Source organism: Streptomyces sp. NPDC090994, assembly GCF_044768905.1.
Lineage (GTDB): Bacteria > Actinomycetota > Actinomycetes > Streptomycetales > Streptomycetaceae > Streptomyces.
Genome location: NZ_JBIVWS010000011.1, coordinates 102,949 through 126,406, shown reverse-complemented (window position 1 = coordinate 126,406; position 23,458 = coordinate 102,949). Strand labels below are relative to the sequence as shown.

At 73.1% G+C, this 23,458-nt stretch carries 20 protein-coding genes and 1 pseudogene; 13 read left to right on the top strand and 8 right to left on the bottom strand.

Annotated elements, in window-relative coordinates; genetic code table 11:
- Nucleotides 1-72 precede the first annotated feature (72 nt).
- Together ACIQR3_RS22960 and ACIQR3_RS22955 are read left to right on the top strand one after the other, a co-directional pair.
- Nucleotides 73-762: an NUDIX hydrolase gene (locus tag ACIQR3_RS22960; protein ID WP_403541768.1), complete on the top strand. Its 690-nt coding sequence runs from the start codon at nucleotides 73-75 to the stop codon at nucleotides 760-762.
- 103 nt (nucleotides 763-865) lie between these two features.
- Nucleotides 866-2,068: a MarP family serine protease gene (locus ACIQR3_RS22955; RefSeq protein ID WP_403541765.1), complete on the top strand. Its 1,203-nt coding sequence runs from the start codon at nucleotides 866-868 to the stop codon at nucleotides 2,066-2,068.
- A 37-nt stretch (nucleotides 2,069-2,105) separates the two neighbouring features.
- Here ACIQR3_RS22955 and ACIQR3_RS22950 read toward each other — a convergent pair whose 3' ends face one another.
- The 6 genes from ACIQR3_RS22950 to ACIQR3_RS22925 form a co-directional block, all read right to left on the bottom strand.
- The gene (locus tag ACIQR3_RS22950) at nucleotides 2,106-2,288 is read right to left on the bottom strand and encodes a hypothetical protein (protein WP_403541762.1); all 183 of its coding nucleotides are present in this window, start codon (nucleotides 2,286-2,288) and stop codon (nucleotides 2,106-2,108) included.
- An 85-nt stretch (nucleotides 2,289-2,373) separates the two neighbouring features.
- Complete coding sequence (locus tag ACIQR3_RS22945) at nucleotides 2,374-3,321, bottom strand: alpha/beta fold hydrolase (RefSeq protein ID WP_403541761.1); 948 nt, start codon at nucleotides 3,319-3,321, stop codon at nucleotides 2,374-2,376.
- Entirely contained in the window at nucleotides 3,318-3,806 is a 489-nt protein-coding gene (locus tag ACIQR3_RS22940; protein WP_215167310.1) for a phage holin family protein, read from the bottom strand. Before ACIQR3_RS22940 ends, ACIQR3_RS22945 begins: the two co-directional genes overlap by 4 nt.
- A gap of 84 nt (nucleotides 3,807-3,890) precedes the next feature.
- Nucleotides 3,891-5,318, bottom strand: a complete 1,428-nt coding sequence (nhaA, locus tag ACIQR3_RS22935) for a Na+/H+ antiporter NhaA (RefSeq protein WP_403541758.1) — start codon at nucleotides 5,316-5,318, stop codon at nucleotides 3,891-3,893.
- 155 nt (nucleotides 5,319-5,473) lie between these two features.
- Nucleotides 5,474-7,429 (bottom strand): acetate--CoA ligase, encoded by a 1,956-nt coding sequence (acs, locus tag ACIQR3_RS22930; protein ID WP_403541756.1) that lies wholly within the window; start codon nucleotides 7,427-7,429, stop codon nucleotides 5,474-5,476.
- Between the two features lie 246 nt (nucleotides 7,430-7,675).
- On the bottom strand, nucleotides 7,676-10,012 hold the full coding sequence (locus ACIQR3_RS22925) for a SulP family inorganic anion transporter (protein WP_403541754.1): 2,337 nt from the start codon (nucleotides 10,010-10,012) through the stop codon (nucleotides 7,676-7,678).
- 422 nt (nucleotides 10,013-10,434) lie between these two features.
- On the opposite strand from ACIQR3_RS22925, the gene ACIQR3_RS22920 reads away from it, so the two are divergent.
- Nucleotides 10,435-11,697, top strand: coding sequence for a hypothetical protein (locus tag ACIQR3_RS22920; RefSeq protein ID WP_403542012.1), 1,263 nt, complete (start codon nucleotides 10,435-10,437; stop codon nucleotides 11,695-11,697).
- 22 nt (nucleotides 11,698-11,719) lie between these two features.
- Nucleotides 11,720-12,550 carry an oxidoreductase gene (locus tag ACIQR3_RS22915; protein ID WP_403541752.1) on the top strand — a complete coding sequence of 277 codons (831 nt, stop codon included), beginning with the start codon at nucleotides 11,720-11,722 and terminating at the stop codon, nucleotides 12,548-12,550.
- 427 nt (nucleotides 12,551-12,977) lie between these two features.
- On the opposite strand, the gene ACIQR3_RS22910 is transcribed toward ACIQR3_RS22915, so the two are convergent.
- The gene (locus ACIQR3_RS22910) at nucleotides 12,978-13,859 is read right to left on the bottom strand and encodes an HAD family hydrolase (RefSeq protein WP_403541749.1); all 882 of its coding nucleotides are present in this window, start codon (nucleotides 13,857-13,859) and stop codon (nucleotides 12,978-12,980) included.
- Between the two features lie 576 nt (nucleotides 13,860-14,435).
- Here ACIQR3_RS22910 and ssd point away from each other — a divergent pair.
- The 7 genes and pseudogenes from ssd to ACIQR3_RS22875 form a co-directional block, all read left to right on the top strand.
- The gene (gene ssd, locus ACIQR3_RS22905) at nucleotides 14,436-15,539 is read left to right on the top strand and encodes a septum site-determining protein Ssd (protein WP_403541748.1); all 1,104 of its coding nucleotides are present in this window, start codon (nucleotides 14,436-14,438) and stop codon (nucleotides 15,537-15,539) included.
- Nucleotides 15,540-15,622: 83 nt separating this feature from the next.
- Nucleotides 15,623-16,786, top strand: coding sequence for a TadA family conjugal transfer-associated ATPase (locus ACIQR3_RS22900; RefSeq protein WP_403541746.1), 1,164 nt, complete (start codon nucleotides 15,623-15,625; stop codon nucleotides 16,784-16,786).
- A complete protein-coding gene (locus ACIQR3_RS22895) occupies nucleotides 16,779-17,753 on the top strand; it encodes a type II secretion system F family protein (protein ID WP_403541744.1) in 975 nt (324 codons plus the stop codon). Before ACIQR3_RS22900 ends, ACIQR3_RS22895 begins: the two co-directional genes overlap by 8 nt.
- Nucleotides 17,750-18,541 (top strand): type II secretion system F family protein, encoded by a 792-nt coding sequence (locus ACIQR3_RS22890; RefSeq protein ID WP_403541741.1) that lies wholly within the window; start codon nucleotides 17,750-17,752, stop codon nucleotides 18,539-18,541. Before ACIQR3_RS22895 ends, ACIQR3_RS22890 begins: the two co-directional genes overlap by 4 nt.
- A 97-nt stretch (nucleotides 18,542-18,638) precedes the next feature.
- The gene (locus tag ACIQR3_RS22885; protein ID WP_403541739.1) at nucleotides 18,639-18,905 is read left to right on the top strand and encodes a DUF4244 domain-containing protein; all 267 of its coding nucleotides are present in this window, start codon (nucleotides 18,639-18,641) and stop codon (nucleotides 18,903-18,905) included.
- Nucleotides 18,892-19,284 (top strand): TadE family type IV pilus minor pilin, encoded by a 393-nt coding sequence (locus tag ACIQR3_RS22880; protein WP_403541736.1) that lies wholly within the window; start codon nucleotides 18,892-18,894, stop codon nucleotides 19,282-19,284. The genes ACIQR3_RS22885 and ACIQR3_RS22880 overlap by 14 nt, the downstream gene beginning before the upstream one ends.
- A 107-nt stretch (nucleotides 19,285-19,391) precedes the next feature.
- A pseudogene (locus tag ACIQR3_RS22875) lies at nucleotides 19,392-19,778 on the top strand (Rv3654c family TadE-like protein); the annotation flags it as partial.
- Here ACIQR3_RS22875 and ACIQR3_RS22870 read toward each other — a convergent pair.
- Nucleotides 19,723-22,353 (bottom strand): DEAD/DEAH box helicase, encoded by a 2,631-nt coding sequence (locus ACIQR3_RS22870; RefSeq protein WP_403541733.1) that lies wholly within the window; start codon nucleotides 22,351-22,353, stop codon nucleotides 19,723-19,725. The pseudogene ACIQR3_RS22875 and the gene ACIQR3_RS22870 overlap by 56 nt on opposite strands.
- A gap of 83 nt (nucleotides 22,354-22,436) precedes the next feature.
- Between ACIQR3_RS22870 and bldG the strand changes: the two genes are divergently transcribed.
- Together bldG and ACIQR3_RS22860 are read left to right on the top strand one after the other, a co-directional pair.
- Nucleotides 22,437-22,778, top strand: a complete 342-nt coding sequence (gene bldG, locus ACIQR3_RS22865) for an anti-sigma factor antagonist BldG (protein ID WP_344567321.1) — start codon at nucleotides 22,437-22,439, stop codon at nucleotides 22,776-22,778.
- Nucleotides 22,779-22,891: 113 nt separating this feature from the next.
- Nucleotides 22,892-23,326 (top strand): ATP-binding protein, encoded by a 435-nt coding sequence (locus tag ACIQR3_RS22860; RefSeq protein ID WP_403541731.1) that lies wholly within the window; start codon nucleotides 22,892-22,894, stop codon nucleotides 23,324-23,326.
- Nucleotides 23,327-23,458: the final 132 nt, after the last annotated feature.

The window sequence follows — 23,458 nt, the reverse complement described above, 5'->3', positions numbered from 1 at the left end:
GCATGCCGGGGGCCGAACCGCGGAACGATCTCGGGGAGGCCGGGCGTTGGACACGACAGAACGGGGGTGGCGATGACGCGTGCGAGCGACATGAGGGAGGTCGCGCTCGACCGGTCGGGCCTGCCCGGCTGGCTGGAGCCGATGGCGCGGGCCGTGGACACGGTGCGGCCCACGGAGCTGAGCCGTTTCCTGCCCCCGAAGGACGGCGGCGGACGGCAGTCGGCCGTGCTGATCCTCTTCGGCGAGGGCGAGCGCGGCCCCGAGCTGCTGCTGATGGAGCGGGCCGGCTCGCTGCGCTCGCACGCCGGGCAGCCGGCCTTCCCGGGCGGCGCGCTCGACCCCGAGGACGGCGACCCGCAGGGCGACGGCCCGCTGCGCGCCGCGCTGCGCGAGGCCGAGGAGGAGACCGGGCTCGACCCGTCCGGCGTACGGCTGTTCGGGGTACTGCCCAAGCTCTACATCCCCGTCAGCCAGTTCGTGGTCACGCCCGTACTGGCCTGGTGGCGCGAGCCCAGCCCGGTCGGCGTCGTCGACCCCGGCGAGACCGCCCGGGTCTTCACGGTCCCCGTGGCGGACCTCACGGACCCCGCCAACCGGGCCACCACCGTCCACCCCAGCGGCCACCGGGGCCCGGCGTTCCTGGTCGAATCGGCCCTGGTGTGGGGCTTCACCGCCGGCATCATCGACCGGTTGCTGCACTTCGCGGGCTGGGAGCGGCCCTGGGACCGGACCCGGCAGGTCCCGCTGGACCGGCGCGCATGACGCGCATGACAGGGTGGGCGCCGTGCCGTGCCCACCGGAGGGACGCGTCCCGGGGCCCCGGCCGGTCCGAAGCGAGCGGAATGACGAGGCGAGGCTAGAAGCGGTGAACGTGCTGGACATCCTGTTGCTGGTCGCCGCCGTCTGGTTCGCGATCGTCGGCTACCGCCAGGGTTTCGTCGTGGGCATCCTGTCGGTGATCGGTTTCCTCGGCGGCGGACTCGTCGCCGTCTACCTGCTGCCCGTCGTCTGGGACGCGATGACCGGCAACGCGGACGTGAACACGACCGCCGCCGTCGTCGCGGTCGTCATCGTCATCGTCTGCGCCTCCGTCGGCCAGGCCCTGACCACCCACCTCGGCAGCAAGCTGCGCCGGCACATCACCTGGTCGCCCGCGCGCGCCCTGGACGCCACCGGCGGCGCCCTCGTCAACGTCATCGCCATGCTGCTGGTGGCCTGGCTGATCGGCTCGGCCATCGCCGGGACCACGCTGCCGACACTCGGCAAGGCGGTCCGTGAATCCCGGGTGCTGAACGGGGTGGCCGTCGCGCTGCCCACCGATCAGACCGACCGCTGGTTCCGGGACTTCTCCTCCATCCTCGCGCAGAACGGCTTCCCGCAGGTCTTCAGCCCGTTCGCCAAGGAGCCGATCGCCAACGTACCCGCGCCCGACCCGGCCCTCGCCAAGAGCGCCGTCGCCGTGCGCGCCCAGCGCTCCATCGTCAAGGTCATGGGCACCGCGACCGGTTGCGGCAAGGTCCTGGAGGGCACCGGCTTCGTCTACGGCGAGCGCCGCGTGATGACCAACGCCCACGTGGTGGGCGGCGTCGACGAGCCCACCGTCCAGATAGGCGGCGAGGGCCGCACGTACGACGCGACGGTCGTCCTCTACGACTGGCGGCGCGACATCGCCGTACTCGACGTACCGGACCTGCGGGCACCGGCGCTGCGGTTCGCCGAGGAGGACGCGGAGATCAACGACGGCGCGATCGTGGCCGGCTTCCCGGAGAACGGGTCGTACGACGTCCGGGCGGCCCGGCTGCGCGGGCGCATCACGGCCAGCGGCCCGGACATCTACCACCGCGGCACCGTCAGCCGGGACGTCTACTCGCTCTACGCGACCGTCCGCCAGGGCAACTCGGGCGGACCGCTGCTCACCACCGACGGCGAGGTCTACGGCGTGGTGTTCGCCAAGTCCCTCGACGACCCGCAGACCGGCTACGCGCTGACCGCCGACGAGATCCAGGACGACATCGTCAAGGGCCGGACCGCCAGCCAGCAGGTGGACAGCGACAGCTGCGCGCTGTGAGCGAGGGCCGAGGACCGGGCCCCGGTGCGCCCTCGGCTCAGCCGCGCGGGTGACGCAGGCGTACGGAGACCCAGCGGGCGCGGCGGCGCAGGATGCGCGGAATGCCCACCCGCAGATCGGCGCCCGCGAGTTGCGGGGTGCCGCCTTGCCGGTGAGGGCTCAAACCGCTCGGGGAGCGGCGAGTGCGTGCTGCGTCACTGTAGTCGTGCGTCCAGCCCATACCCCGACGTCTGCCCCCGCCCCAAGGTCGATAACCGCTCCAGGGGCCCCCAATTGGCCTATGCGCCAGGCATGTGGCCACTGGGTCACCGGTCGGGTTCCGGGTCCTTCAGCCAGTTGATCAGTTCGGTGGAGAAAGCGACCGGGTCTTCCTCGTGGGGGAAGTGGCCGAGCCCGTCGAACAGCCGCCAGCGGTAGGGGGCTTCGACGTACTCCCCGGAACCCGCCGCGCTCCGGGTGCGCGTCACCGGGTCGAGCGAGCCGTGCAGATGCAGCGTCGGCACCCGCACCGGCCGCTTCATCCGCCGGTTGAACTGGATGCCGTCGGGCCGGGCGAGGGAACGCACCATCCAGCGGTACGGCTCGATCGAGCAGTGCGCCGTGGACGGGATGCACATGGCCCGGCGGTACACCTCCACCGCGTCGTCCTCGGGCGGCCGGGGGCCGGACCACTCGCGGATCAGCCTGCCGACGAGGGCCCCGTCGTCCGCGGTGAGCTGCCGCTCGGGGATCCAGGGCCGCTGGAACCCCCAGATGTAGGAGTTGGCGCGGGTCTGCCGGGCGTCCCTCAGCATGGCCGAGCGCCAGCGGCGCGGGTGCGGCATCGACGCCACCGCGAGCCGCCGGACCAGCTTGGGGCGCATCGCGGCGGCCGTCCACGCCAGGTAGCCGCCGAGGTCGTGGCCGACCAGCGCGGCGTCCGGCTCGCCGAGCGAGCGGATCACGCCGGTGATGTCCAGGGCGAGGCCGGCCGGGTCGTAGCCGCGCGGGGTGCGGTCGCTGCCGCCGACGCCGCGCAGGTCCATGGCGACCGCGCGGAAGCCCGCGTCGGCGAGCGCCACGAGCTGGTGCCGCCAGGTCCACCAGAACTGCGGGAAGCCGTGCAGCAGCAGCACCAGCGGTCCGTCACCCAGTTCGGCGATGTGGAAGCGGGCGCCGTTGGCGGCGACGTCACGGTGGAGCACCTCCCGTCCGGGGAGGTCGAGCAGTACGGGTGAGGCGGGTTGCGCCGGAGGTGTGGCGGGATCCGTCATGAGGACGAGCGTGCCACAGCCTCGACGGCGGCGGGGGACCGGTCCTGGGCCAGTTCCGGACGCGGGTGCGGCTTGGCGTTCTGGAGCACGCCCGCCGACTGCTTCACGGAGGCGGCGACCTTCTGTGGGCCCTTGCCCTTCTTGGCCTTCTTCGCGAAGACGACGCCGATCAGGGCGAGGACGACGGCGACCAGGACGTTGGCCGCGAAGGAGAGCAGGAAGCAGAGCGCCAGGTTCCAGTGGCTCCAGGTCCGGATGCCGTACGCCAGGGCGAAGTTCAGCATCGGGAGCGAGAACACCAGCAGGACGCCCGCCAGCGAGAACGCGCCGCCGCTGGTGACCCCGCGCTTGACGTCCTGCCTCAGCTGCGCCTTGGCCAGCGCGATCTCGTCGTGCACGAGCGCCGACAATTCGGTGGTCGCCGAGGCGAACAGCTGGCCGATGCTGCTTTCGGTACCGACCGGGCTGCCGTCGGGTGCGCTCATCGCGGTCTCCCTCTTCTGTTTCGCCGCGGACTGGTCTGCGAACTTCTCCGCGTACGGTTCTGTCTTTTGTACCGTCTCGTCAGATCATGCCGGACGGTCGCCCTCCTCGCCTGCCCCGCCCGGTACGTCGGCAAGCCGCGCGGACTCCCGCTCCCGGGTGATGTCCTGGGCGATCCGGCGGTGTTCGGCGGCCTTCCGCTCGTGGAGGGCGGCCATCCGCAGGTGGTACGCCGGGTCGTCCTGCTCGTAGACGTCCGGGACGCCGCTCTGGTCCTCGTCGCGCTCCTCTGCCTCGTACAGGGCCCGGTACTTGGCGTTCCGTATCCGCAGCAGCACCGTGGCCAGCAGTGCCGCGATGACGGAGCCGGTCAGTACGGCGGCCTTGACCTCGTCGGTCAGGGCCGCGTCGCCCTCGAAGGCCAGTTCGCCGATGAGCAGCGAGACGGTGAAGCCGATGCCGGCCAGCGTCGCCACCGCGAACACGTCCGCCCACGCCAGGTCGTCGCTGAGCGAGGCCCGGGTGAAGCGGGCGGTCAGCCAGGTGCCGCCGAAGATGCCGAGCGTCTTGCCGACGACGAGCCCGAGGACGACGCCGAGCGTCTCCGGCCGGGTGAACACGTCGGCGAGCGCGCCGCCGGAGACCGAGACACCGGCGCTGAACAGCGCGAACACCGGCACCGCCAGCCCCGCCGACAGGGGACGTACGAGGTGCTCGATCCGCTCGCCGGGGGAGTGCTCCTCGTCCTCCCGGCGGTGGCAGCGCAGCATCAGGCCCATCGCGACGCCGGCGATCGTGGCGTGGACGCCGCTGTTGTACATCAGCGCCCAGATGACGAGGCCGAGCGGGACGTACACGTACCAGCCGCGTACGCCCTTGCGCAGCAGCAGCCAGTAGACGGCGAGGCCGACGACCGCGCCGCCGAGCGCGGCGAAGTCCAGGCTCTCGGTGAAGAAGACCGCGATGATCAGGATGGCGAACAGGTCGTCGACGACGGCGAGGGTGAGCAGGAAGGCCCGCAGGGCGCTGGGCAGGGAGGTGCCGATGACGGCGAGCACGGCCAGCGCGAAGGCGATGTCGGTGGCCGTGGGCACGGCCCAGCCGGCCAGGGAGCCGCCGCCGGTCGTGTTGGTGAGGGTGTAGACGAGCGCGGGGGCGGCCATGCCGCACAGCGCCGCCACCACCGGCAGCGCGGCGGCCTTGGGGTCCTTGAGGTCTCCGGCGACCAGTTCGCGTTTCAGCTCGATGCCGGCGACGAAGAAGAAGACGGCCAGCAGTCCGTCGGCGGCCCAGTGCGCGACGGACAGGTCGAGGCCGAGGGCGGCGGGGCCGAGGTGGAAGTGGCTGACGCTCTCGTAGCTGTGGCCCAGCGCCGGTACGTTCGCCCAGACCAGCGCGGTCACCGCGGCGACCAGCAGCAGGACGCCGCCGACGGTCTCGGTGCGCAGCGCGTCCGCGAGGTAGGTCCGCTCCGGGAAGGAGAGACGGTCGAGGAGCTTGCGGGGCGTGGACACGGTGGAAGACCCTTCCGGTGGGTGAGCAGCACAAATCGTGTGCCGACCAGACTTCCCGGCGCCCCAATGAGGTTCTTGTTCGGTTGTTGACCTTCCTCTTACCTTAACCGCGGAGGGCACCCGGCGCGCCGGGTGCCCTCCGCCGCCTGCTTCTGTCAGTCCTCGCTCGGTGCCGCCGGCAGCCGGGACTGGATCAGGTCCATCACCGTCGAGTCGGTGAGCGTGGTCACGTCGCCGAGCTGCCGGTTCTCCGCCACGTCGCGCAGCAGCCGGCGCATGATCTTGCCCGAGCGGGTCTTGGGCAGCTCGGCCACCGGCAGGATGCGCTTGGGCTTGGCGATCGGGCCGAGCGTGGCGCCGACGTGGTTCCGGAGCTGGCCGACCAGCTCCTCCGTCTCCGACGCCGTGCCGCGCAGGATGACGAAGGCGACGATGGCCTGTCCGGTGGTCTCGTCGGCGGCGCCCACCACGGCCGCCTCGGCGACCGAGGGGTGGGAGACGAGCGCGGACTCGACCTCGGTGGTGGAGATGTTGTGCCCGGAGACCAGCATCACGTCGTCGACCCGGCCGAGCAGCCAGATGTCGCCGTCGTCGTCCTTCTTGGCGCCGTCCCCGGCGAAGTACTTGCCCTCGAACCGGGACCAGTACGTGTCGATGAACCGCTGGTCGTCGCCCCAGATGGTGCGCAGCATCGACGGCCACGGCTCGGTGAGGACCAGATAGCCGCCCCCGCCGTCGGGCACCTCGCCCGCCTCGTCGTCGACGACGGTGGCGGAGATGCCGGGCAGCGCGCGCTGGGCGGAGCCCGGCTTGGCCTCGGTGACGCCCGGCAGCGGGGAGATCATCATGGCGCCGGTCTCGGTCTGCCACCAGGTGTCGACGACGGGCGTGGCGTCCGCGCCGATGTGCTTGCGGTACCAGACCCACGCCTCGGGGTTGATCGGCTCACCGACCGAGCCGAGGACGCGCAGGCTGCTGAGGTCGAACTTGGCGGGGATGTCGTCGCCCCACTTCATGAACGTCCGGATCGCGGTGGGCGCGGTGTAGAGGATCGTGACGCCGTACTTCTGCACGATCTCCCAGAAGCGGCCCTGGTGCGGGGTGTCGGGCGTGCCCTCGTACATGACCTGCGTGGCGCCGTTGGCGAGCGGCCCGTAGACGATGTACGAGTGCCCGGTGACCCAGCCGACGTCGGCGGTGCACCAGTAGACGTCGGTCTCCGGCTTGAGGTCGAAGACCGCCCAGTGGGTGTACGCCGTCTGGGTCAGGTAGCCGCCGGAGGTGTGCAGGATGCCCTTGGGCTTGCCCGTCGTACCGGACGTGTACAGGATGAACAGCGGGTGCTCGGCGTCGAACGCCTCCGGCGTGTGCTCGGCGGACTGCCGGTCGACGGTCTCGTGCCACCACTTGTCGCGGGAGTCGTTCCAGGCGACGTCCTGGCCGGTGCGGCGGACGACGAGGACGTGCTCGACGTTCCCGGCGCGCTCGACGGCGTCGTCGACGGCGGGCTTGAGCGCGGAGGGCTTGCCGCGCCGGTAGCCGCCGTCGGAGGTGATGACCACGCGCGCGTCGGCGTCCTGGATGCGGGTGGCGAGGGCGTCCGCGGAGAAGCCGCCGAAGACCACCGAGTGGGCGGCGCCGATCCGGGCGCAGGCCAGCATCGCGATGGCCGTCTCGGGGATCATCGGCATGTAGACGGCGACCCGGTCGCCCTTGCGCACGCCCAGTTCCAGCAGGGCGTTGGCGGCCTTGGAGACCTCGTCCTTCAGCTCGGCGTAGGTGATCGCGCGGCTGTCGCCGGGCTCGCCCTCGAAGTGGATGGCGACCCGGTCGCCGTGCCCGGCCTCGACGTGCCGGTCCACGCAGTTGTACGCGACGTTCAGCTCGCCGTCCTGGAACCACTTGGCGAACGGCGGGTTCGACCAGTCCAGCGTCTCGGTCGGCTCCTTCGCCCAGCTCAGCCGGCGGGCCTGCGCGGCCCAGAAGCCGAGCCTGTCAGCCTTGGCCTGTTCGTACGCCTCGGCCGTGACGTTGGCGTGGGCGGCCAGGTCGGCGGGCGGCGCGAACCTGCGCTCTTCACGGAGCAGGTTGGCCAAGGATTCATTGCTCACGACATCTCCCTTTCCCAGGGTTGTCCGCGGGTTGTCCGCTGTGTCCCAGGCCACAGCTCATCAGACCGTGCGGTCCGCTGACAAGGGTCGTTGACGGACAACTGGTGTAGACCTGTTGGCGGAGCGGGGCTCGCTCCGGCGGTCCGGCGTCACCGGGGCACCGGGGTCATCCCTACCCACGGACGCCGGACGGCCGGAGTTCAGCCCTGCCCCGCTTCTCACAGGTCACACCCGGCGGGCCTGAGGTCAGGCGGGCTGCTCCGCTTCCCTGACGGGATCGAAGAGCTCCGCGCCGGCTTCCTCCACGAGCAGGTACGACTGGGCCTCGCCCACGTGGAAGTACATGCCGTGCAGTTCCAGCGTGCCCTCCCGCAGGGCGCGGGCGACCGACTCGTGGGCCCGCAGGTGCTCCAACTGCTGGACCACGTTGGTCAGGCAGAGCAGTTCCGCCGCGTCGGCGGGCCGGCGCCCGGCCAGCGGCGCCCAGGAACCGTCGTCCTGGGTCATCCGCTCCAGACTCGGCCGGCCGTGCCGCAGCCACCGCTTCAGCGGCGTCAGCGCGCCCCCGGGCTCGGAGTGGAGCAGCGCGTGCATCGCGCCGCACCCCGAGTGCCCGCACACCGTGATGGACCGCACCTTCAGCACGTCCACCGCGTACTCGATGGCGGCGGCCACCGAGTCGTCGCCGCTCTCCTCGCCGGGCAGCGGGACCAGGTTGCCCACGTTGCGCACGGTGAAGAGGTCACCCGGGCCACTGGAAGTGATCATCGACGTGACCAGCCGGGAGTCGGCGCAGGTGAGGAAGAGCTGGGAGGGCTGCTGTCCCTCCCGGGCCAGCCGGGCCAGCTCGCCGCGGACCAGGGGCGCGGTGTTGCGCTGGAAGACGCTGATGCCGCGGGCGAGCGCACGGCCGCTGGACCGCTCGCCCCCGTCCTGCGGCTCACCGGTCGGCAGGGTGGGCGGCGGGGGTTCGCACTGGTGGTTGCGCCAGGCCGTCCAGGGACGGCAGCGGCAGTTGCCCGAGTCGTCCGCGGGTTCGGAGATGCGGGTGCCGGGCCGGCGGCCGGTGATGTCGACGGAGCCGCCGCGCGCGGTGTGCGTCTTCTGCCAGTCCTGGAGTGTCTCGTAGGCCGCGTGGTCCATGAACGAGCCGTCCAGTTCCACGACGACGTCGGTCCCCTGGGGGACCTGGTGCAGGGCGCGGCTGAGCCGGGGCACCGCCAGGAACGTCAACTGGCCGCGCACGTGGACGTGGTGGGCTCCTTCCGTCTCGGTGTGGGTGATACGGGTGCGGGTGAGGCGGTGCAGGGCGACGCCGACGGCGACGGCGATGCCCAGCGCGACGCCCTCCAGGACGCCGAGGAACACCACGCCCGCGGTGGTGACCGCGTAGACCAGGACCTCACGGTGGCGGGTGACCGTGCGGATGTGGTTCAGCGACACCATCTGGATGCCGACGGCCATGACCAGGGCGGCGAGCGAGGCGAGCGGGATCAGCTCCAGCAGCGGGACCATCAGCAGCGTGGCGACCACTACGAGAACGCCGTGCAGCATCGTGGAGTTCCGGCTCACCGCTCCCGCGTTCACGTTCGCCGTGCTGCGGACGGCGACGCCCGCGATGGGCAGGCCGCCGAGCGCGCCGGAGACGATGTTGGACGCCCCCTGGCCGAGCAGCTCGCGGTCGAGGTTGGAGCGTCCGACGCGGCCGGACAGGTCCCCGCGGGCGGCGACCAGCTTGTCCACGGCGACCGCGCCGAGCAGCGACTGCACGCTGCACACCAGGGTGATGGTGAGGACGGCGGCGACGACGCCGAGCGCCGGGCCGTCGGGCAGCGTGGCCAGCGCGTGGCTGCTCCAGGACGGCAGGTCGACCTTGGGCAGCCGGAGCCCGATGAGGGCGGCGACCGCGGTGGCCCCGGCGACGGCGACGAGCGCGGCCGGAACGGTGCGCAGCAGCTTCCCGACCCGGCCGGGGAGCCGGGGCCAGAGCAGCAGGAGCGCGAGGGTCAGCGCGCTCGCCGACACGTCGGCCGCGTGCAGGCCGGCCAGCTGGGCGGGGAGCGCCCGCAGGTTGTCGGGGACGGAGCTCTGCGGGCTGCCGCCCAGGACGATGTGGAGCTGGGCGACGGCGATGGTGACGCCGATGCCGGCCAGCATGCCGTGCACGATGGCGGGGCTGACGGCGAGCGCGGTACGCGCCACGCGCAGGCAGCCGAGGCCGAGCTGGGCGAGTCCCGCGAGGACCGTGATGGCGCAGGTCGCCCGCCAGCCGTACTGCTGGATGAGGTCGGCGGTGACCACCGTCAGACCGGCGGCCGGTCCGCTGACCTGGAGCGGGCAGCCGCCGAGCCGGCCGCCGACGATGCCGCCCACCGCGGCGGCGACGAGGCCGGCCTGGAGGGGGGCGCCGGTGGCGAGGGCGATGCCCAGGGACAGGGGAAGGGCGATCAGGAAGACCGCGATCGAGGCCGACACGTCGGCGCCGGCGATACGGAAGCGGCGCGGACCCTGTGGCGGGCTGTGCGGCGGATGAACGTGCTTGGGGCTGGCCGAGTCGGCACGGGTGGGAACGCAGGCTGACATGTTTCCCGTCTCCTCCGGGGCTGCGCGGTCGCGTTGCTGGGTGGTCCCGCTCGGGGCGGGGTCGGTCGCGGCCGTGGGTCACGGCGTACAGCGGCGGGATGCCTCAGCGCCGAATTTCTCACGCTGAGTAAATGGATCGTAATGCAAAGTAAAGGCCGGGAATAGTTTTTGCCCCCATTTGGAGCAATGAAGCGCTCGTAAGGATGAATGCGGCCATTTCATCGGCTTGTCGTACTAATTCCTTCTCGGTTCCGTGCGAGCTTGTCGGCGCCGTCGGCACGGCACTGCCGGCCCAGCACCCGACATCGCCTCATCGGCGTTGGCCCGAGAGAAGGAAGAAGGTGGGCGGATTGGCCGCCAACCACAGGATCACCGCCCCCCGCAGGACCACCGCCACCCGCCGGATCACGGCTCACCGCCGGATCACGGCCCCCCGCCGGATCACGGCCGGCTCCGTGATCGCCGCGGTCTGCGCCGCGTCGCTGGCCGGCTGCGGCACCGAGGACTCCGGCGCGGGCGCGCACGGACCGAAGGCGAAGCAGGCTCCGGGCGCGCACCACGCGGTCCGGCTGATCGGCGACGGCTCCACCGCCTACACCGGCGCGCAACCGCACCTGCCCAGACCCGAGCGGCTGAAGCCGGGCCAGAAGCCGCCGCAGTTCGTGGTGTTCTCCTGGGACGGCGCGGGCGAGGACAGCCAGAAGCTGTTCTCCCACTTCCGCGAGGTGGCCAAGGCCAACAACGCGACGATGACGTACTTCCTCAGCGGCGTGTACCTGCTGCCGGAGGAGAAGCGGGACCAGTACCGGCCGCCGCAACACTCCCCGGGCAGCTCCGACATCGGCTTCGGCGACGAGCAGGGCATCGCCGACACCATCGAGCAGCTCCGCCTGGCCTGGCAGGAGGGCAACGAGATCGGCACCCACTTCAACGGCCACTTCTGCGGCGCCGACGGCGGGGTCGGCGAGTGGTCGGTGGAGGAGTGGAAGGACGAGATCCGCCAGGCGAAGCGGTTCGTGAAGACCTGGAAGACCAACACCGGGTCGACGAAGGCCGCGCCGCTGCCCTTCGACTACGACAAGGAACTCATCGGCGCCCGCACCCCCTGCCTGGAAGGCCAGAAGAACTTCACCCGGGCCGCCGCCGAGCTGGGCTTCCGCTACGACAGCAGCGGCGTCAACAACCAGGTGTGGCCCAAGAAGAAGAACGGCCTGTGGGACCTGTCGATGCAGCTGGTGCCCTTCCCCGGGCACTCCTACGAGCAGCTCACCATGGACTACAACTTCATGGTCAACCAGTCGGGCGGCACCACCCAGGGCGACCCGGCCCTGCACGAGTACTGGGGCGACCAGATGCGCGACGGTCTCCTCCAGGGCTTCCGCCGCGCCTACGACGGCAACCGCGCCCCGCTGATCATCGGCAACCACTTCGAGTCCTGGAACGGCGGCACGTACATGCGCGCCGTGGAGGAGGTTGTCGAGGCGGTGTGCACCAAGGAGGAGGTGCGCTGCGTCTCCTTCCGGCAGCTCGCGGACTGGCTGGACGCGCAGGACCCGGGGACGCTGCGCAAGCTGCGCGACCTGGGCGTCGGCGAGGCCCCGGCGAAGGGCTGGGCGTCGTACCTGTCGGCCGACCCGGCGCCGGCCCCCAAGGGGGTGCCCGGGGCGACGGCCGGGAAGCGGTGACGGCACGGCTACTGTCGTACTCATGAGTACGACAGGCGCGACCGCCGAGTCCGATCCCCTGGCGGCCCTGGGCGCACTGCCCGGCGTGGCCGAGTCCGTGGAGTCCGTGCGCAAGGCCGTGGACCGGGTCTACGGCCACCGGATCATGCGGCGCCGCAGCAACGAGATCACCTCCGAGGCGGCGCTGCGCGGCGCGCGCGGCTCGGCGGCGCTCGCCGGTGCCGACTGGGCCCTGGAGGAGGTGCGCCGGCGTTCCGACTTCAGCGGTGACGGCGAGGCGCGCACGGTGGGCGCGGCGCTGCGGCTGACCGCCGAGGCGGGGCAGTTGCTGTCCGTGTGGCGGCAGTCGCCGCTGCGGGTGCTGGCCCGGCTGCACCTGGTGGCGGCGGCGGACAAGGACGACCGGGTGGGGCGCCCGCGGCAGGCGGGGGAGCCGGTCGACGAGCCCCTGGTCGAGCTGCCGCTGCCGGGTGCCGAGGAGGCGCACGGCCGTCTGGAGGGGCTGGCCGCCCTGCTCGTCGCGGGCAGTTCCGCGCCGGCGCTGGTGCAGGCCGCCGTCGTGCACGGCGAGCTGCTCGCGCTGCGCCCGTTCACCTCCCACAACGGCCTGGTCGCGCGCGCGGCCGAACGGATCGTCCTGGTCGGCAGCGGGCTGGACCCGAAGTCGGTCTGCCCGGCCGAGGTCGGGTACGCCGAGCTGGGCCGGACGGCGTGTCTCGCGGCCCTCGACGGATATGTCTCCGGGACCGCGGAGGGCATGGCCGCCTGGATCGAGCACTGCGGCAAGGCGGTCGTGCTGGGGGCGCGGGAGTCGACGGCCGTGTGCGAGGCGCTGCAGCGCGGGGCGGCGTAAAGGAGACAGGGGGCGACACAGGTTGCGGCGGTACGGGAAGGAATCCGTACCGCCGCTGGCATGCTCACCGGGTTACCAAGCGTCCTCGTATGTTGCCCATCAGGTCGGGAACTTCGCCCGTCACCTGGTGCGGCTGGCCCGTAATCGACGGGTCGACGTCGCGTGGGTGCCCGATGACCATGCTCGGTCCGTGGGGCCATGTGCGTTATTAAGGTGATCCTCTCGGATGCCCTTGGTCTCGCGGGCCGTTGAGTCCTTTGTACTCCAGGCGGGGGACAAGCGGAAGTGGTGCCCACACTTCTTTACTTTTAGGTTCAAATTCGGCTTCGGGGTCAAATGGGGCAAGCGGGGAGGGGGTCGGTGCGGGATCGGTGCCGGACCCGGTACGGGACCCGGTACGGGACCCGGTACGGGACCCGGCCCGGCGTCACGCCGCGGTCGCCCGGCGCCGGCCGGCGGCGTACCAGACGAGTCCCGCCGTGGCCGCCGCGGCGCCTATCGCGGCGGCTACCAGCGCCGGACGGGGCGGTCCGGAGAAGCCGGGGACCCGCTGCTTGAGCCGGACCGGCCGGTGGAAGTCGAGGATCGGCCACGCGCGCGCGAGCGCCTCGCGGCGCAGCGCGCGGTCCGGGTTCACGGCGTGCGGGTGGCCGACCGCCTCCAGCATCGGCAGGTCGGTGGCCGAGTCGCTGTAGGCGTAGCAGCGGGCGAGGTCGTACCCCTCGGAGGCGGCCAGTTCGCGGATCGCCTCGGCCTTCGTCGGACCGTACGCGTAGTACTCCACCTCGCCGGTGAAGCAGCCGTCCTCGCCGACCACCATGCGGGTGGCCACGACCCGGTCGGCCCCGAGGAGCGCGCCGACCGGCTCGACGACCTCGGCGCCCGACGTGGAGACGATCACGACGTCCCGGCCGGCCGTGTGGTGCTCCTCGATCAGGGAGGCGGCCTCGTCGTAGATGATCGGGTCGATCAGGTCGTGCAGGGTCTCCGCGACGAGTTCCTTGACCTGCTCGACGTTCCAGCCCCGGCAGAGCGCGGAGAGGTACTTGCGCATCCGCTCCATCTGGTCGTGATCGGCGCCGCCCGCGAGGAAGACGAACTGGGCATATGCGGTACGCATGACAGCCCTGCGGTTGATCAGGCCGCCTTGGTAGAACGACTTGCTGAACGTCAGTGTGCTCGACTTCGCAATGACCGTCTTGTCCAGGTCGAAGAAGGCCGCGGTGCGGGGCGTCGAGTGGGGTGGGGAGTGGGTCGGCGAGTGGGTCGACGAGTGGTTTTCCACGCCCTGAGCATAGGCGCACCCCATTCGGCGTATCGTGGGGCGTGTGGGTTTGCCTGAGAAGGCTCTCGGGTACACCATGGAAGTCACGGATCGTTCGCGACCGTGCTAACCCGGTCCGACTCCTCCCCCCCCGAGTCGGCCGTGGAGACGACCCCCGCTCTCCCCCCCGGCGGGGGTCGTCGCATGTCCGGACGGGTTTTCGCGTGTACCGCGGACTCAGGCCGCGACCTCTCTCTGATCATCCAGGCTCGTACTCCGTGATCGCCGAACGTCACTTTCGGTAGTCGTCGTGCTGCTCTGCGGCAGTCGTACCCAGTCCTGCGGGGAGTGTGCGGGCACTCACCGGTTCGGGTGACGGCGATATTCACAATCGCCGAGTTGTCCACAGTTATCGACCAAGATCCACACGATTTCCCGGATCGCTGCACCGTGATTCCAACGCGTCCCGGTCGCGCCGAGTTCACGGCGGCTTCCGTTTGTCGGACGCGGGCTGCCGGTTTTCGCCGGCCACTCATATGGAGGCCGCTCGCCGGTTCTTCACACGATTGGGAATCGCGGGGCCCCACAGGCCGCGCGAGACGCCTGAGGGGGACACCCACCATGACCGGAACCGTCACGCACGACCCGCCGTCCGCCGCCGGAGGACGGCAGAGCGGACCGCTGATCGTCACCGAGGATCCCGACCTGCTCGACGACCTGCTGCGGCTGTGCGCGGCGGCGGGCGCCACACCCGAGGTGCGCCCCACGGTGCCCGAGCGCCGGGACGGCTGGGTGACCGCGCCGCTCGTCCTGGTGGGCGACGACGCCGCGCGCCGGGTACGGGGAGCGCCCCGCAGACGCCAGGTGGTGCTGGTCGGCCGTGACCAGGACGACCCGGGCGTGTGGCGGCGCGCCGTCGAGATCGGCGCCGACCACGTCCTGATGCTGCCCGACGGCGAACAGTGGCTGGTCGACCGCATCGCCGACGTCGCCGAGGGCGTCGGCCGCCCGGCGCTCACCGTCGGCGTCATCGGCGGCCGGGGCGGCGCCGGGGCCTCCACCCTGGCCTGCGCGCTCGCCGTCACCGCCGCACGGGAGGGGGTGCGCACCCTGCTGGTGGACGCCGACCCGCTGGGCGGCGGACTCGACGTGCTGCTCGGCGGCGAGACCACCGAGGGACTGCGCTGGCCCGCGTTCGCCGCCTCGCGCGGCCGGGTCGGCGGCGGCGCCCTGGAGGAGTCGCTGCCCGCACTGCACTCCCTGCGGGTGCTCAGCTGGGACCGCGGCGACTGCGTCGCCGTGCCGCCCCCGGCCGTCCGCGCGGTGCTCGCCGCGGCCCGGCGCCGGGGCGGGGCGGTCGTCGTCGACCTGCCGCGCCGGATCGACGACGGCGCGGCCGAGGTCCTCGCCCAGCTCGACCTCGGGGTGCTCGTCGTCCCCGCCGAGCTGCGGGCGGTCGCGGCGGCGGGCCGGGTCGCCGCCGCCGTCGGCATGGTCCTGGGCGACCTGCGGGTCGCGGTGCGCGGGCCGTACGCGCCGGGACTCGACGACCGGGAGGTGGCGCGGTTGCTCGGACTGCCGCTCGCCGGCGAGGTTCCGGTCGAACCCGGGCTGCCGCGCGCCGTCGAGGGCGGCCGGCCGCCGGGAGCCGCCGCCCGCGGACCGCTGGCGCGCTTCTGCCGGGAGTTCTGGGAGCGGGCGCTGACGGAGGCGGGGACCGGATGAGGGCGGGGGACGGGCGGGACGGTGGTGTGGTGCGGGGCAAGAACGGTGGTGGGGTGCGGCGTCGTCAGGAGCCGGGTGCCGGCATGCCGGCGGCACTGCTCGACGGCGTACGGCGCCGGCTCGCCGAGAGCGGGGCGGAACCGACGCCCGCGCACGTGGCGCAGGCCCTGCGCGCGCAGGGGCGCGTGCTCGGGGACGCCGAGATCCTCGGTGCCGCCGAGCGGCTGCGGTCCGAACTCGTGGGCAGCGGGCCCCTGGAGCCGCTGCTCGCCGACCCGTCGGTGACCGACGTACTGGTGTCCGCCCCGGACCGGGTCTGGGTGGACCGGGGCGGCGGACTGGAGCTGACCTCCGTGTCCTTCACGGACGCCGGGGCGGTACGGCGGCTCGCGCAGCGGCTCGCGGCCGTCGCCGGGCGCCGCCTCGACGACGCCCGGCCGTGGGTGGACGCCCGGCTGCCCGACGGGACCCGGCTGCACGCGGTGCTGCCACCGGTCGCCGTCGGCTGCGCCTGCCTGTCGCTGCGGGTGGTGCGTCCGCGTGCGTTCACGCTCGACGAGCTGGTCGCGGCGGGGACGGTGCCGCCGGGCGGCGACCGGGTGCTGCGGGCACTGCTGGACGCCCGGCTGTCCTTCCTGGTCAGCGGCGGTACGGGCAGCGGCAAGACGACGCTGCTGAGTGCCCTGCTCGGACTGGTCGGTGCCGGGGAGCGGATCGTGCTGGCCGAGGACTCGGCGGAGCTGCGGCCCGACCATCCGCACGTCGTGCGCCTGGAGGCCAGACCGGCCAACCAGGAGGGCGCCGGCCTGGTGACGCTGGAGGACCTGGTGCGCCAGGCACTGCGGATGCGGCCGGACCGGCTGGTCGTCGGCGAGGTACGGGGACCCGAGGTGGTCCACCTGCTGGCGGCCCTCAACACCGGCCATCAGGGCGGTTCCGGGACTGTTCACGCCAACGCCGCGGCGGACGTCCCGGCCCGGCTGGAAGCGCTCGGCACGGCCGCCGGACTCGACCGGGCCGCCCTGCACAGCCAGGTGGCCGCCGCGCTGTCGGTGCTGGTGCACCTCGTACGGGACCGTACCGGGCGGCGGCGGATCGCGGAGGTGCGGGTGCTGGAGAGGGACCCCGCGGGGCTGGTGCGGACGGTGCCGGCGCTGCGGTGGGGCGAGGAGGCGTTCGTGCCGGAGCGGGGATGGGCGCGGCTCAGGGGGCTGCTGGCAGGTGAGGGGAGTACGGGTGGTGAGTGAAGCGCGTGAGGTGAGTGAGCTGTCGGTGGCGGCGGCCCTGGTCTGTCTCGCAGCCGCCGCTTGGCTGGCCGGTGAGCGGCAGTCCGGGGCGCGGCGGGCGCGTCTGCTGGTCGCGGGCGGCGGGGCGGGAGGCGGGGCCGACCGTGGTGCGGGCGGTGGAGCGGGCGGCCGGGCAGGCGGTGGGGCAGACGGTGGTGCGGGCGGGACCGGAGCGCCGGGAGCCGGCCGGGCGACGGCGGGTGTCACCCGGCTGACGGACGGGCTGCGCCGGCTTCGGGGGCGGTTGCGGGCCGAGTGGTGGTCCCCGGTGGCCGGGCTGGTGCTGGCGTTGCTGGGGACGTCCGTCCTGCCGCTCGTCATGGGAGCGGCCGGGGTTCCGGTACTGCGCCGGGCACGACTGGCCGGCCGGGCGCGGCGTACCCGGGAGCGGCGGCAGGACGCGGTGATCGCGCTGTGCGCGTTCCTGGCGGGCGAGGTACGGGCGGGACGGCAGCCCGGTGAGGCGCTGCTGTCTGCCGCGCGGGAGTCCGGCGGGCTCGGCGACGGGCAGGCGGCGGTGCTGGCGGCGGCCCGGTTCGGCGGTGACGTGCCGGGCGCGCTCACGACGGCGGCGCGGCAACCGGGTGCCGAAGGGCTGCGGGGTCTGGCCGAGTGCTGGCGGGTCGCCGTCGACCAGGGCGCGGGTCTCGCCACCGGACTGGACCGGCTGGCGGGGGCGCTGCGTGCCGAACGGGACCGACGGGCCGATCTGCGCGCCCAGTTGGCCGGCGCCCGGGCCACCGCGGTGATGCTGGCCGGCCTGCCGGCCCTGGGTCTGCTGTTCGGGGTGGCCCTCGGGGCCGATCCGCTGCGCGTCCTGCTGCACAGCGGGGCGGGGCTGGGCTGTCTGCTGGCCGGCGGTGTGCTGGAGGGGCTCGGGATGTGGTGGGTGAACGGGATCGTGCGGCGAGCGGAGGCGGAGGCGTGAACGGGAACGTTGTCCACAGCCTGGGGGCGGTCATGGGGACGCTGTCGCTCGCCGGGTGGCTGGTGGGGTGGGCGTGGACCGCCCGGCGCGAAGCGAGGGCGCGGCGTCGGCTCGCCGCGCTGCTGCTTCCGGGACGGACACGCGGTGCCCCGCGGGTGGACGTCCTCGCCCGACGGCTCCGCGCGTGGCTGCCCCTGGTGGGCACAGTGGGCGCGGGGTGGGCACTGGTCGGCGGTGTCACGGGTGTTCTGGTGGGGACGGTCGTCGCGGCGGGGCTGTGGCGCCGGCAGCGGCGGCGTCCCTCCACGGGAGCCGCCGCGCGGGACGACGGCGCGGAGGCGGCACGGCAACTGCCCTTGGCGGCGGACCTGCTGGCGGCCTGCATCGCGGCGGGGGCCGGCCCGGTGGTCGCCGCCCGGGCCGTGGGCGACGCCCTCGGCGGACCGGTCGGCGACGCGCTGGCCCGCGGTGCGGCGGAAGTCCGGCTGGGCGGTGAACCGGGCGGGGCGTGGCGCGAGTTGGCCGCGATGCCAGGTGCCTCGGCGCTGGCACGCCTGCTGGGACGCGCCGACGAGTCCGGGCTGCCCGCGGCCGGCCCGGTCGCGCACCTCGCCGAACAGGCCCGCGCGGACCGGGCCCGCGTGACCACGGCACGGGCCCGGCGAGCGGCCGTCGCGGTCACCGCGCCGGTGGGCCTGTGCTTCCTGCCCGCGTTCATCGCGGTGGGCGTGCTGCCCGTGGTGATCGGTTTGGCGGGCGGGGTGCTGGGAGGGGGAGGTGGTGACTGAGGCGGCGCCGAGTGACGCGGATGAGTCAGAACCGCGGATGAGTCAGAACAGCGAGAAACGTCAGATCAGAGAAGCAGTGAATCCCACGGGGGTCGAGATGTGTCGAATGGTTCGGGTGCGGCTGCGTGCCCTGGTGCGCCGGGTGCGCCGGGTGCGCCGGGTGCGCCGGGTGCGCCGGGTGCGCGCGGTGCGCTGGACGGGCGGAGCCGCGCGGCGGGACGCGGGAATGGTCACGTCGGAGTACGCGATGGGCATCGTGGCGGCGGTGGCGTTCGCGGTGGTCCTCTACAAGGTGGTGACCAGCGGAGCGGTCAGTGGCGAGCTGGAGCGCATCGTGAAGCAGGCGCTCGATGCGCGGATGTGAGAGGGCCGCGGGCCGCAGGGCCGACGGGGGTTTCGTGACCGCCGAGACGGCCGTGGCGCTCCCGGTGCTGGTGATGTTCGCGATGGCGCTGGTGTGGGGGCTGCTGGTGGTGGCCGCGCAGATCCAGTGTGTGGACGCGGCCCGGACCGGCGCCCGCGCCGCGGCCCGGCAGGATCCCGCCGAGGCGGTCGTCGAGGTCACCCGGGAGGCGGCGCCGGACGGCGCGGAGGTCACGGTCGGCCGGGAGGCGGAACAGGTCCGGGTGGTCGTGGTGGCGAGGCCGCCGGTGCTGAGCGGGCTGCCGTTCGAGGTACGGGAGGAGGCCGTGGCCTCGGTGGAGCGGACGGTGGAGGCGGCGCCGTCAGGGGCGGGACCGTGAAGGGCGGGACCGTGAGGGGCGGCGGCGGGGGCCGGCGAGGAGCGCTTGGACGGTTCCAGCGGCTCCGGCAACGCGGCCGGTACTCCCGTCAGTACTCGGACCGGCACGTGGACTGGCACTCGGACCGGTACTCCGTCCGGTACTCCGACCGCGGTTCCGCCACCTTCTGGAGCGTCGGTGTCATCACGGTGCTGTGCGTGGTCTTCGGCGTCGTCCTGGCCCTGGGGCAGGCGGTGGTGGCCCGGCACCGGGCGGCCGGGGGTGCCGACCTCGCGGCGCTCGCGGCCGCGGACCACTGGGCGCGGGGCGGTGCCGGGGCGTGCTCCAGAGCGGACCGGGTGGCCCGGGCCCAGGACACGCGGATCGTGCGGTGCGTGCTCACCGGACAGGTGTCGGACGTGACGGTCGCGTCGGGACGGGGACCGTTCGCGGCGGAGGTCAGGGCCCGTGCGGGCCCGGCGGCGCCGCTTCCTCCGACGGAGCCGCTGCCTCCGGTGCCCCCTGCCCCCGCACCGGAGCCCCCGCCTCCCCCGGTGCTCCCGCCTCCTCCGGAGCCCCCGCCTCCTCCGGAGCCCCCGCCTCCCCCGGAGCCCCCGCCTCCCGCACCGGTGCCCCCGCCTCCTCCGGAACCCCCCGCAACAGCACCGTGAGCAGTCGTACCGCGCCCCTCTTGTGCAGCGGGTCGTTGCCGTTGCCGCACTTGGGGGACTGGATGCAGGACGGGCAGCCGGCGTCGCACTCGCAGGAGGCGATGGCCTCGCGGGTCGCGGTGAGCCACGCGCGGGCCGTGTGGAAGGCGCGCTCCGCGAAGCCCGCGCCGCCGGGATGACCGTCGTAGACGAAGACCGTGGGGAGGAGGGTGTCCGGGTGCAGGGGGATGGACACGCCGCCGATGTCCCAGCGGTCGCAGGTCGCGAAGAGCGGGAGCATGCCGATCGACGCGTGTTCGGCGGCGTGCAGGGCGCCGCCGAGGATCTCCGGGTTGATCCGGGCGGCGTCGAGCTGGTCCTCGGTGACCGTCCACCACACGGCTCGGGTGCGCAGCGTACGGGGAGGGAGGTCGAGTTTCGTCTCGCCGAGGACTTCGCCGGTGATCAGCCGGCGGCGCAGGAAGGAGACCACTTGGTTGGTGACCTCGACGGAGCCGTAGCACAGGCGGCCGTCGCCCCAGGGGACCTCGGTGTCGGTCTCCAGGACCGAGATGGCCGTGGTGTCGCGGGCCACCGTGGAGTACGGCGGACTGGCCTGTTCGACCAGGGCGACCGAGTCGTCCAGGTCGAGCGACCGGACCAGATACGTGCGCCCCTGGTGCAGGTGGACCGCGCCCTCGTGGACCGTGGTGTGGGCGGCGCCGGCGTCGACCGTGCCGAGGAGCCGGCCCGTGCCCTCCTCGACGACCTGGACCGGGCGTCCGCCCTCGCCGCGGATGTCGGTGAGGTCGGCGGCCCGTTCGCGGCGCGTCCAGTGCCAGGCCCGGGTCCGGCGCCGGAGCAGCTTCGCGGCCTCCAGTTGCGGCAGCAGTTCCGCGCAGGCGGGACCGAACAGTTCCAGGTCCTCCTCCGTCAGCGGCAGCTCGGCCGCCGCCGCGCACAGGTGCGGGGCGAGCACGTACGGGTTGTCGGGGTCCAGGACGGTGGACTCGACGGGCTGGTCGAAGAGGGCCTCGGGGTGGTGGACGAGGAAGGTGTCCAGCGGGTCGTCGCGGGCGACCAGGACGGCCAGCGCCCCCTGCCCGGACCGCCCCGCCCGCCCCGCCTGCTGCCACAGCGAGGCGCGGGTGCCCGGATAGCCGGCGATCACCACGGCGTCCAGGCCCGAGATGTCGACGCCGAGTTCCAGGGCGTTGGTCGCCGCGAGCCCGAGGAGTTCACCGGAGTGCAGGGCGCGTTCGAGGGCGCGGCGTTCCTCGGGCAGATAGCCGCCGCGGTACGCCGCGACCCGCCGGGCCAGCGACCGGTCCACCTCGGCGAGGCGTTCCTGGGCGATGACGGAGATCAGCTCGGCGCCGCGCCGGGAACGGACGAAGGCGATGGAGCGCATGCCCTGCACGGTGAGGTCGGTGAGCAGGTCGGCGGCCTCGGCGGTGGCGGTGCGGCGCACGGGCGCGCCCTTCTCGCCCTCCAGTTCTGTCAACGGCGGTTCCCAGAGGGCGAACACCAGTTCACCGCGGGGTGAGGCGTCGTCCGAGACCTCCACCACCGGCAGGCCGGTGAGCCGGCGGGCGGCCGTAGCGGGCTCGGCGGCGGTGGCGGAGGCCAGCAGGAAGACGGGGGAGGAGCCGTAGCGGGCACAGAGCCTGCGCAGCCGGCGCAGGACCTGGGCGACGTGCGAGCCGAACACGCCGCGGTAGGTGTGGCATTCGTCGATGACGACGTACTTCAGCGCCTTGAGGAAGGAGGACCAGCGGGGGTGGGCGGGCAGGACGCCGCGGTGCAGCATGTCCGGATTGGTGAGGACGAAGGTGGCATATTGACGAATCCACTCGCGTTCCTCGAACGGGGTGTCGCCGTCGTGGACGGCGGCGCGCACCGCGGTCCCGAGAGGTTGTGAAAGTTCCTTCACCGACCGGCACTGGTCCGCGGCCAGGGCCTTCGTGGGGGCCAGGTAGAGGGCGGTGGCGCCCCGGCCGTTCGGCGCCTCGGAACCGTCCAGGAGGGCCGACAGGACCGGCACCAGGTAGGCCAGGGACTTGCCGGAGGCGGTGCCCGTGGCGACGACCACCGAGTCGCCGTCGAGGGCGTGCTCGACCACCCGCGCCTGGTGGGCCCAGGGGTGTTCGATACCCGCGGCCCGCACCGCGGCGAGCACTTCGGGGCGAATCCGGTCCGGCCAGCGGGCATGGCGTCCCGCACGCGGGGGCAAGTGCTCCGTATGAGTGATGCGCGCAGCCCGGCTCCGCCCCGCGGCGAGCCGGTCCAGGACCGCGCCCGGATCGGGCCGGGGAACGGGGTCCGCCGGGAGTCCATCGGAACGGTGATTCTTGGCCATCGACACCGAGTCTGTCACTGGCGTGACGGACAATGGGACCAAGGCGTCGTGCACGCCTGCCGGTAAGTGATTGAATGCCATCGCGGCTGGCGAACCGTCCCGGGGGCTCCAAGCCGAGGTAACCCCGAGGGGCGACCGCTCGATAGCAAGGTGCTGGAGGATCCGTGGACCTGCCCCTGTCGACCGAGACCATGGGCGATCGCACGATCGTCAGGGTCGGTGGCGAAATCGACGTGTATACCGCGCCCAAGCTGCGCGAGCAGTTGGTCGAGCTGGTGAATGACGGCAGTTTCCACCTTGTCGTCGACATGGAGGGCGTGGACTTCCTCGACTCCACCGGACTCGGCGTACTGGTCGGCGGCCTGAAGCGGGTGCGCGCCCACGAGGGCTCGCTGCGCCTGGTCTGCAACCAGGAGCGCATTCTGAAGATTTTCCGCATCACCGGCCTCACCAAGGTGTTCCCGATCCACACCTCGGTCGAGGAAGCGGTAGCGGCCACCGACTGATGACGACCGCCGCCCCGGGCCCCCGGTCCGGGACGGCGCGCAGTCGCAGCAGGGGGCCGGGCTTTCGGCGGCCCGGCCCCTCGACAGCACGCCCGTAGTTCCGAGGGGGATGCATGGCCACCGTTGAACTCCGCTTCAGCGCGCTGCCCGAGCACGTCCGGACCGCCCGGCTGGTGGCGGCCGCGGTGGCACGCAGGGCCGGAGTGGACGAGGCCGTCCTCGACGAGGTCAGGCTCGCCGTCGGCGAGGCCTGCAGCCGGGCCGTGGGGCTGCACCAGAACGGTGGCATCACGGCGCCCGTGCAGGTGTCGCTGATCGAGGAGGAGAAACAGTTCTCCATCGAGGTCGGCGACCAGGCGCCGCACACGCCCGGTGGAGGTCTGTCCGGCGTCGCCGATGACGACCCGGAGGCCGAGGAGGACGAGATGGGCCTCGCGGTCATCAGCGGGCTCGTCGACGACGTGGAGGTCAAGGCCGGCCCGGACGGCGGACTGATCCGCATGACCTGGCCGACCACCCCGCCTCCCCTGCTGCCGCCCCTGGCCTGACCGCCTGACAGCTCGCCCGCGCTCACCGAAGCGCGCCGAACACCCGCCGAACACCCACCGAACACTCACCGAACCGAAAGGGCCCTACCACGTAGGGCCCTTTGCCGTGTGCAGAAGTCGGTGCCCCCGCCT